This is a genomic window from Klebsiella sp. K5-306, assembly GCF_051835185.1.
Lineage (GTDB): Bacteria > Pseudomonadota > Gammaproteobacteria > Enterobacterales > Enterobacteriaceae > Klebsiella > Klebsiella oxytoca.
In genome coordinates, this window is sequence record NZ_JAIFJY010000036.1 from 1 (window position 1) to 9,046 (window position 9,046).

Annotated in this window: 7 protein-coding genes and 5 pseudogenes; 5 read left to right on the plus strand and 7 right to left on the minus strand. The window is 49.1% G+C overall.

Annotated elements, in window-relative coordinates; genetic code table 11:
* Positions 1-299, minus strand: a pseudogene (locus K2184_RS28435) (DUF4158 domain-containing protein); the annotation flags it as partial.
* A 13-nt stretch (positions 300-312) separates the two neighbouring features.
* Here K2184_RS28435 and K2184_RS28440 point away from each other — a divergent pair.
* A pseudogene (locus K2184_RS28440) lies at positions 313-657 on the plus strand (WbuC family cupin fold metalloprotein); the annotation flags it as partial.
* 46 nt (positions 658-703) lie between these two features.
* Here the strand turns inward: K2184_RS28440 and K2184_RS28445 are convergent.
* From K2184_RS28445 to K2184_RS28455, 3 genes and pseudogenes are all read right to left on the minus strand, one after another.
* A complete protein-coding gene (locus K2184_RS28445; RefSeq protein WP_000239590.1) occupies positions 704-1,579 on the minus strand; it encodes an extended-spectrum class A beta-lactamase CTX-M-15 in 876 nt (291 codons plus the stop codon).
* A gap of 255 nt (positions 1,580-1,834) precedes the next feature.
* Positions 1,835-3,097 carry an IS1380-like element ISEcp1 family transposase gene (locus K2184_RS28450; protein ID WP_000608644.1) on the minus strand — a complete coding sequence of 421 codons (1,263 nt, stop codon included), beginning with the start codon at positions 3,095-3,097 and terminating at the stop codon, positions 1,835-1,837.
* A gap of 193 nt (positions 3,098-3,290) precedes the next feature.
* Positions 3,291-3,497: pseudogene (locus K2184_RS28455) on the minus strand (DUF4158 domain-containing protein); the annotation flags it as partial.
* Between the two features lie 163 nt (positions 3,498-3,660).
* On the opposite strand from K2184_RS28455, the gene K2184_RS28460 reads away from it, so the two are divergent.
* The 3 genes and pseudogenes from K2184_RS28460 to K2184_RS28470 all read left to right on the plus strand — a co-directional run.
* Complete coding sequence (locus tag K2184_RS28460) at positions 3,661-4,218, plus strand: recombinase family protein (protein WP_001235713.1); 558 nt, start codon at positions 3,661-3,663, stop codon at positions 4,216-4,218.
* 182 nt (positions 4,219-4,400) lie between these two features.
* Positions 4,401-5,261: a broad-spectrum class A beta-lactamase TEM-1 gene (locus K2184_RS28465; protein ID WP_000027057.1), complete on the plus strand. Its 861-nt coding sequence runs from the start codon at positions 4,401-4,403 to the stop codon at positions 5,259-5,261.
* Between the two features lie 209 nt (positions 5,262-5,470).
* A pseudogene (locus K2184_RS28470) lies at positions 5,471-5,875 on the plus strand (IS91 family transposase); the annotation flags it as partial.
* A 106-nt stretch (positions 5,876-5,981) separates the two neighbouring features.
* Here K2184_RS28470 and K2184_RS28475 read toward each other — a convergent pair.
* Genes K2184_RS28475 through sul2 form a run of 3 tightly spaced genes read right to left on the minus strand, consistent with a single transcriptional unit; the run spans position 5,982 to position 8,497 of the window.
* A complete protein-coding gene (locus tag K2184_RS28475; protein ID WP_000480968.1) occupies positions 5,982-6,818 on the minus strand; it encodes an aminoglycoside O-phosphotransferase APH(6)-Id in 837 nt (278 codons plus the stop codon).
* Positions 6,818-7,621, minus strand: coding sequence for an aminoglycoside O-phosphotransferase APH(3'')-Ib (gene aph(3'')-Ib, locus K2184_RS28480; RefSeq protein ID WP_001082319.1), 804 nt, complete (start codon positions 7,619-7,621; stop codon positions 6,818-6,820). The genes K2184_RS28475 and aph(3'')-Ib overlap by 1 nt, the downstream gene beginning before the upstream one ends.
* Before the next feature lie 60 nt (positions 7,622-7,681).
* On the minus strand, positions 7,682-8,497 hold the full coding sequence (gene sul2, locus K2184_RS28485; protein ID WP_001043260.1) for a sulfonamide-resistant dihydropteroate synthase Sul2: 816 nt from the start codon (positions 8,495-8,497) through the stop codon (positions 7,682-7,684).
* A 329-nt stretch (positions 8,498-8,826) separates the two neighbouring features.
* Between sul2 and K2184_RS28490 the strand changes: the two are divergent.
* A pseudogene (locus K2184_RS28490) lies at positions 8,827-8,931 on the plus strand (Arm DNA-binding domain-containing protein); the annotation flags it as partial.
* Positions 8,932-9,046 lie beyond the last annotated feature (115 nt).

Sequence of the window (9,046 nt, forward strand, 5' to 3'; positions counted from 1 at the left end):
TCCCTTACCTCTGAAATCAACCGGGTCAGCGTAGTGGCTCCGGGGAGAATAATACGATGTTGCATAAGCCACCCTGTCGCCAGATCGAAAAGCAGGCCAGGACGTTCGTTGCTTATCCAGCTCCGGGTATATAAAAGACGGGTAAGGCGAAATGTCCAGGGCCAGGCAAATTCACGATACTGATAGTGCTGACGTATCAGCGCTGCATGCTCACGGCGGGTATTTTCCCTCTGACCGTATTCTGCAAGAACGGTGATATCACGAATCCCGAGCTGTCTGGCGGTAAAATGCCGGACGCCGGAAGGAATATGACCTGGGACCTACGTGCGCCCGCACCGACACCCTCACACCTTCGAGCTACTGTTGCCATTAAGGGGTCGTTTCGTGGTGCTGAATTTTGACGATCGGGGTACCGTCACCCATCGGGCGATATTGGGGGAAACCTGTACGGTGCTGGAGATGGCCGCAGGAACCTGGCATGCCGTGCTGTCGCTGGATACCGGTGGCATAATTTTTGAAGTAAAACACGGTGGCTATCAACCCGTGGCTGCCGATGACTATGCGCACTGGGCTCCAGCGGAAGGAGAACCAGGAACCACGGAGCTTATGGCCTGGTATGCGCAAGCGCAGGTGGGCGACAGCACTTTTGCCGTCTAAGGCGATAAACAAAAACGGAATGAGTTTCCCCATTCCGTTTCCGCTATTACAAACCGTCGGTGACGATTTTAGCCGCCGACGCTAATACATCGCGACGGCTTTCTGCCTTAGGTTGAGGCTGGGTGAAGTAAGTGACCAGAATCAGCGGCGCACGATCTTTTGGCCAGATCACCGCGATATCGTTGGTGGTGCCATAGCCACCGCTGCCGGTTTTATCCCCCACAACCCAGGAAGCAGGCAGTCCAGCCTGAATGCTCGCTGCACCGGTGGTATTGCCTTTCATCCATGTCACCAGCTGCGCCCGTTGGCTGTCGCCCAATGCTTTACCCAGCGTCAGATTCCGCAGAGTTTGCGCCATTGCCCGAGGTGAAGTGGTATCACGCGGATCGCCCGGAATGGCGGTGTTTAACGTCGGCTCGGTACGGTCGAGACGGAACGTTTCGTCTCCCAGCTGTCGGGCGAACGCGGTGACGCTAGCCGGGCCGCCAACGTGAGCAATCAGCTTATTCATCGCCACGTTATCGCTGTACTGTAGCGCGGCCGCGCTAAGCTCAGCCAGTGACATCGTCCCATTGACGTGCTTTTCCGCAATCGGATTATAGTTAACAAGGTCAGATTTTTTGATCTCAACTCGCTGATTTAACAGATTCGGTTCGCTTTCACTTTTCTTCAGCACCGCGGCCGCGGCCATCACTTTACTGGTGCTGCACATCGCAAAGCGCTCATCAGCACGATAAAGTATTTGCGAATTATCTGCTGTGTTAATCAATGCCACACCCAGTCTGCCTCCCGACTGCCGCTCTAATTCGGCAAGTTTTTGCTGTACGTCCGCCGTTTGCGCATACAGCGGCACACTTCCTAACAACAGCGTGACGGTTGCCGTCGCCATCAGCGTGAACTGGCGCAGTGATTTTTTAACCATGGGATTCCTTATTCTGGAAGATACGAAATAACAACAACATGAATAGTCCCTAAATTCCACGTGTGTTTTTTATTAGCTTCAAAAATCACTATTTCACGAAGAATTTAGACTGCTTCTCACACATTGTAACATTATTTACAACCACCTTTCAATCATTTTTGATAAATCATTGATTTCATCTTTGCTGCAATGATACTTAATAAACTCTGCAAGTTATCCACAGAGCAACACTCAATTTTATTGATGATATTCTTATTATACCAGACATTTTTCATACACTCCCTTGTACGGATAGTTTTCCGACAACTTCATGATTACATATCTTGCGGTTTTGATTATTTTTGCTGCAAGAAATACATACTTCAAACGAAAGGTCTTTATTTGCTGTCTGTATTCTGAAGAGTCCAAGGAATCAAACTTGAACAACAAAAATAGGTTATATGAAAGCATCATCATTTGAAACACGGCTTCATTCGCCCAAAATGACTTTAGCAAGAGATGACCCACCGCCATGTCGTATTTGGCTTCTTTGATATAGTTTTCAGCATTACCACGCTTTTCATAGTATATAACTACTTTTTCAGAAAGCAAGGTAGTATTTGTTACAAAGAAAAAGTAGTCGTATTCGGAACCTTCTAAAAGTGATAATTGTGCTCTTTCTTTTTCTGGTTTCAGTACGCGAGATACGACAAATCTTCTGTCTTTTTCCCATTTAACTAATTTTGTATACAGTTCTGTAGTTTCTCTACCTTCTTCTCCTTTAACGAATACAATTGATGAATTCGTTGCTTGTGAGGTGAGTGTAGAATAACTTTTGGCTTTAATTAAATATTTGCATCCAAGAGATTCTATCGTTTCGATAATTTTTTCATCAAAGTAGCCACTATCCATTCGAAATAAAATTTCTAAATCGTCTGATTTGATGTTAGCAACAATTTCTTTGATCATTTCCGCAGCACCGTTTGCAGTGTAAGTATTGCCACTTCTTACAAATCCGGTAACATATGCTTTTAATTCGTCGCAAAATGCAAATTGGATATTGTAGCATCGGTTTCCCAGTTTCTTAGGATTATATCCTTTTGACGCACCTTCTTGATGACCTTCTACGTTAATTACACTACTATCAATATCAATCGTAATGGATGTCAATTTACTTTTAGTGAGCAGTTTTTTAAAGACTTTAAAATTAATGTCTCTAAACATTTGGGTTGTCTTGAAGTTGAAGTTTCCTAGAAACCGTGACACTGTTTCAGGTTCTTTTACGGAAATATCAAACTCGTTGACGAGGGGATCATTTTGAAGTAGCTTTAGACGTTCTAACTTATCAATGCCAATGAAGTGACCGCAGAGCATGGTCTTTATATGATTCATCTTGATTTTATTTGTTGAGTCATTATCAAATACGAGGTCATTTTCAATAAAATCAAAAATCCCATTGCTTTTTGCATTCTCAAGGAGCAGAAAAAGACCTGCATTTGATGTTAGATTCTTAGCTTTGAAATCAATTTTATTAATCATAATTAGAACCCCTTTTTACTACTTTTCTTACTATTATTTTACCATATATCGAGTCATAAAAGCTGATAATTTAACATATTTTTGAGCACTTTTCTTTCACCCAATGGGTGAAAGCTGAATTTCGAAGGAATGCATATTTATCAAGGCTTTGATTATGCTTTTTGAAGTACTGACGTAGAATCTAGGTATGATTCATATCGGTGAGGAAGGTGCCCAGAAAACGGACACATCCAATTTGCAGGGCAATGCCCAGACGGTTGTGATCACCTCTGCTTTTTCCGATAAATTCCTTGTCTGCTTCATCAAGGTGAAAATATCGTGCCAGCTGAAGCTCATCCGGTTCACCGGTGAATCTGCCATAGCTTTCAGTCTGCTCAGTGGTCAGAAAGTCAACGGGCATATCGGCCTCCCTGCCTGACGGGCATTTAGTAACATTTTTCCAACCGTACGAAATGTTATAAATTATCGGACATCGTAAAACTGTTACATTAATATGTCTATTAAATCGTAAATTTGTAATAATAGACATGAGTTGTCCGATATTCGATTTAAGGTACATTTTTATGCGACTTTTTGGTTACGCTCGGGTCTCAACCAGTCAGCAGTCTCTTGATCTTCAGGTCAGAGCACTCAAAGACGCAGGTGTGAAAGCAAACCGTATATTTACCGATAAGGCATCCGGCAGTTCAACAGACCGGGAAGGGCTGGATTTGCTGAGGATGAAGGTGGAGGAAGGTGATGTCATTCTGGTTAAGAAGCTCGACCGTCTTGGCCGCGACACTGCCGATATGATCCAACTGATAAAGGAATTTGACGCTCAGGGCGTGGCAGTCCGGTTCATTGATGACGGGATCAGTACCGACGGTGATATGGGGCAAATGGTGGTCACCATCCTGTCGGCTGTGGCACAGGCTGAACGCCGGAGGATCCTAGAACGCACGAATGAGGGCCGACAGGAAGCAAAGCTGAAAGGAATCAAATTTGGCCGCAGGCGTACCGTGGACAGGAACGTCGTGCTGACGCTTCATCAGAAGGGCACTGGTGCAACGGAAATTGCTCATCAGCTCAGTATTGCCCGCTCCACGGTTTATAAAATTCTTGAAGACGAAAGGGCCTCGTGATACGCCTATTTTTATAGGTTAATGTCATGATAATAATGGTTTCTTAGACGTCAGGTGGCACTTTTCGGGGAAATGTGCGCGGAACCCCTATTTGTTTATTTTTCTAAATACATTCAAATATGTATCCGCTCATGAGACAATAACCCTGGTAAATGCTTCAATAATATTGAAAAAGGAAGAGTATGAGTATTCAACATTTTCGTGTCGCCCTTATTCCCTTTTTTGCGGCATTTTGCCTTCCTGTTTTTGCTCACCCAGAAACGCTGGTGAAAGTAAAAGATGCTGAAGATCAGTTGGGTGCACGAGTGGGTTACATCGAACTGGATCTCAACAGCGGTAAGATCCTTGAGAGTTTTCGCCCCGAAGAACGTTTTCCAATGATGAGCACTTTTAAAGTTCTGCTATGTGGTGCGGTATTATCCCGTGTTGACGCCGGGCAAGAGCAACTCGGTCGCCGCATACACTATTCTCAGAATGACTTGGTTGAGTACTCACCAGTCACAGAAAAGCATCTTACGGATGGCATGACAGTAAGAGAATTATGCAGTGCTGCCATAACCATGAGTGATAACACTGCTGCCAACTTACTTCTGACAACGATCGGAGGACCGAAGGAGCTAACCGCTTTTTTGCACAACATGGGGGATCATGTAACTCGCCTTGATCGTTGGGAACCGGAGCTGAATGAAGCCATACCAAACGACGAGCGTGACACCACGATGCCTGCAGCAATGGCAACAACGTTGCGCAAACTATTAACTGGCGAACTACTTACTCTAGCTTCCCGGCAACAATTAATAGACTGGATGGAGGCGGATAAAGTTGCAGGACCACTTCTGCGCTCGGCCCTTCCGGCTGGCTGGTTTATTGCTGATAAATCTGGAGCCGGTGAGCGTGGGTCTCGCGGTATCATTGCAGCACTGGGGCCAGATGGTAAGCCCTCCCGTATCGTAGTTATCTACACGACGGGGAGTCAGGCAACTATGGATGAACGAAATAGACAGATCGCTGAGATAGGTGCCTCACTGATTAAGCATTGGTAACTGTCAGACCAAGTTTACTCATATATACTTTAGATTGATTTAAAACTTCATTTTTAATTTAAAAGGATCTAGGTGAAGATCCTTTTTGATAATCTCATGACCAAAATCCCTTAACGTGAGTTTTCGTTCCACTGAGCGTCAGACCCCTAAAAGAACTTTCCGCTAAGCGATAGACTGTATGTAAACACAGTATTGCAAGGACGCGGAACATGCCTCATGTGGCGGCCAGGACGGCCAGCCGGGATCGGGATACTGGTCGTTACCAGAGCCACCGACCCGAGCAAACCCTTCTCTATCAGATCGTTGACGAGTATTACCCGGCATTCGCTGCGCTTATGGCAGAGCAGGGAAAGGAATTGCCGGGCTATGTGCAACGGGAATTTGAAGAATTTCTCCAATGCGGGCGGCTGGAGCATGGCTTTCTACGGGTTCGCTGCGAGTCTTGCCACGCCGAGCACCTGGTCGCTTTCAGCTGTAAGCGTCGCGGTTTCTGCCCGAGCTGTGGGGCGCGGCGGATGGCCGAAAGTGCCGCCTTGCTGGTTGATGAAGTACTGCCTGAACAACCCATGCGTCAGTGGGTGTTGAGCTTCCCGTTTCAGCTGCGTTTCCTGTTTGGGGTCGTTTGCGGGAAGGGGCGGAATCCTACGCTAAGGCTTTGGCCAGCGATATTCTCCGGTGAGATTGATGTGTTCCCAGGGGATAGGAGAAGTCGCTTGATATCTAGTATGACGTCTGTCGCACCTGCTTGATCGCGGCCGCGATAGCTAGATCGCGTTGCTCCTCTTCTCCATCCGCGTTCCAAGCTGCGGAAAGGCACCCATAAGCGTACGCCTGGTCGAGCAGGCGACGCGGATCGACGTCCAGCGCACGAGAGAATGCGTCCGCCATCTGTGCAATGCGTCTAGGATCGAGACAAAGGTCGTCTCTGTCAGCCGGATCGTAGAACATATTGGCGGCGCCAAAGCCCACTTCACCGACCAGACCGACGGGATCTATCACCAGCCAGCCGCGACTGGAGAACATGATGTTTTCATGATGCAGATCGCCATGTAGCCCACGCAGTTCCGAGGCATTGCTCATCATTTGATCGGCTATAATCGCCGCGTGGACGTAGTCAGTTTGACAACCTGCGTTTTGATCATCGCGCGCCCGCTGAAACAAAGCTGCAAAGCGATCCCGGATCGGGAGAAGGGCAGAAGGCAGGGGTTCCTCAGATGCGGCATACAGCTTCGCCATTAGTTCCGCTGCAATTTCGGTCGCCTGGTAGTCGCCGTGCTCGGCAACGATGTGAGAGAGCATTCGCTCCCCGGCATATTCGAGCAACATCAGATTGTTCTCACGACCGAGCAACCGGACTGCTCCCCTCCCATTGCGCCATACCAGATAGTCGGCCCCGCGCAGTTCATCAGCAATGTCTTCTATAGGTTTCAATCCCTTGACGATTGCAGGAGTCCCGTCTGGCAATGAAACTTTCCAAACGAGGCTGGAAAAGGTGTCCGCAATGAGAACAGGTTGCGAAACGTGCCAATGAGCAGGAAAAACAGGCGGCATGAACATCAACCCCAAGTCAGAGGGTCCAATCGCAGATAGAAGGCAAGGCGTTCGCGGTCGGGGGCTTCGATCCCCAATACATTGAATAGGACAGCGAAGGCGCGCTCTGCTTCATCTGGCGCTGCCCAGTTCTCTTCGGCGTTAGCAATCATGAGTGCCAAATCGGCATAGCGATCTGCTGTTCCGAGCCGCCCAAGGTCGATCAGACCCGTGCATTGAAGAGTTTTAGGGTCCACCATGAAGTTCGGCATGCAGGGATCACCATGGCAAACAACCATATCGGTGCGCTCTTGGTCGAGCCGCACCGGTAGCTCTCGTTCGACACGAGCCAAAAGATCGAGCTGCGGCGTACTCTTGTCCTCGTCCGGTAAGAAGTCGGGATTGACGGCATTGCGGGACACCACATCAACGGCGCGTCCGAACATTCGCGACAGCCTGCGCTCAAACGGACATTGATCAACCGATAGGCTGTGAACAGCGCCAAGTTGCTGCCCCATTGACGGCCACGCTTTGAGCAAATCCGCTCCAGACAGATCAGCCGCCGGTACTCCCGGAATTGCCGTTATCACCAAGCATGCACCCTCCTGTTCCTCCTGCCAGTTGATGACCTCGGGGCAAGCCACACCTCGACCTTTGAGCCAAATGAGGCGGTCACGCTCTCCAGCGAGCTCACCGCGGCGGGAAGCAGGTGCGATTTTCGCGAAGGCATGCCCGTCACCACGTCGAAAAACAAAATCACCAGATTCTCCGCCTCTGACAGGCAACCAGTCAGAATGCGATTCACCAAAAAAAATATTAGTTCGATTCAATGGAGGTTCCTTCAGTTTTCTGATGAAGCGCGAATATAGAGAAATATCCCGAATGTGCAGTTAACGAATTCTTGCGGTTTCTTTCAGCGCCGCCAATACCGCCAGCCCGTCGCGCAAGGGGCGCGGCTCGTGTGTGCGGATGAAGTCAGCTCCACCTGCGGCGGCGGCAAGCTCTGCAGCGAGTGTCGCGGCCCCGACATCCCCCGGACCACGGCCTGTGAGCGCGCGCAGAAAGGATTTGCGCGAAACAGACAGAAGCACCGGCAAATCGAAGCGCAGCCGCAATTCATCGAACCGCGCCAGCACCGAGAGCGAGGTTTCGGGAGCAGCCCCCAGAAAAAACCCCATGCCGGGATCAAGGACAAGGCGGTTGCGTTTGATACCGGCACCCGTCAGCGCCGCGATGCGCGCGTCAAAGAACGCCGCAATGTGATCCATGATGTCGCCAGCGGGTGCCTCGCGCCGATCTGCCTGCCCGTCTTGCACCGAATGCATAACGACGAGTTTGGCAGATGATTTCGCCAATTGCGGATAGAACGCAGCGTCTGGAAAACCGCGAATATCATTGAGATAGGCCACACCACGCGACAAGGCATAGGCTTGCGTCGCGGGTTGATAACTGTCGAGCGAGACGGGAATGCCATCTGCCTTGAGCGCGTCCAGCACCGGCGCGATACGCGCGATTTCTGTGTCGGACGAAACAGGCGCGGCGTCGGGATTGCTGGATGCCGGACCGAGGTCGATCACATCTGCCCCCTCGGCCATCAGCTTACGCGCCTGCGCAATGGCTGCGTCTGGCGCCAGATACCGGCCTCCATCGGAGAAACTGTCCGAGGTTATGTTGACGATGCCGAAAATGATGAGCGATTTATTCATGGGGGCTTCTATAATAATAATAATCGAGCATGAGTCTCATACGGATGCTCGGGTCGAAAGGGAATCCCCAGGCGAGTAACCTGTTTGCGGTGCTCCATTAGCTGCAGGAGCAGAATAGCATACATCTGGAAGCAAAGCCAGGAAAGCGGCCTATGGAGCTGTGCGGCAGCGCTCAGTAGGCAATTTTTCAAAATATTGTTAAGCCTTTTCTGAGCATGGTATTTTTCATGGTATTACCAATTAGCAGGAAAATAAGCCATTGAATATAAAAGATAAAAATGTCTTGTTTACAATAGAGTGGGTATCGGAGACGAAGAAGGACAAGGTACATGCTGACCGATACCAAGCTGCGCAATCTCAAGCCCAGGGACAAACTCTACAAAGTGAATGACCGGGAAGGTCTCTATGTGGGGGTCGCCTCAGAAAACGGAATCTATGGTCACTCCCGTTTTTGCAACACCGATTTTGACGACAAGTTGGCTTGCTTGAATCTATCCGGCGTCTGAATGGGATTTTATTCCCGCGCCTCGATGAGTTCCGCGCCTGATG

Coding starts and splice junctions, on each gene's coding strand:
- K2184_RS28445 (WP_000239590.1), bottom strand. CDS start 1,579: ATGGTTAAAAAATCACTGCGCCAGTTCACGCTGATGGCGACGGCAACC.
- K2184_RS28450 (WP_000608644.1), bottom strand. CDS start 3,097: ATGATTAATAAAATTGATTTCAAAGCTAAGAATCTAACATCAAATGCA.
- K2184_RS28460 (WP_001235713.1), top strand. CDS start 3,661: ATGCGACTTTTTGGTTACGCTCGGGTCTCAACCAGTCAGCAGTCTCTT.
- K2184_RS28465 (WP_000027057.1), top strand. CDS start 4,401: ATGAGTATTCAACATTTTCGTGTCGCCCTTATTCCCTTTTTTGCGGCA.
- K2184_RS28475 (WP_000480968.1), bottom strand. CDS start 6,818: ATGTTCATGCCGCCTGTTTTTCCTGCTCATTGGCACGTTTCGCAACCT.
- sul2 (WP_001043260.1), bottom strand. CDS start 8,497: ATGAATAAATCGCTCATCATTTTCGGCATCGTCAACATAACCTCGGAC.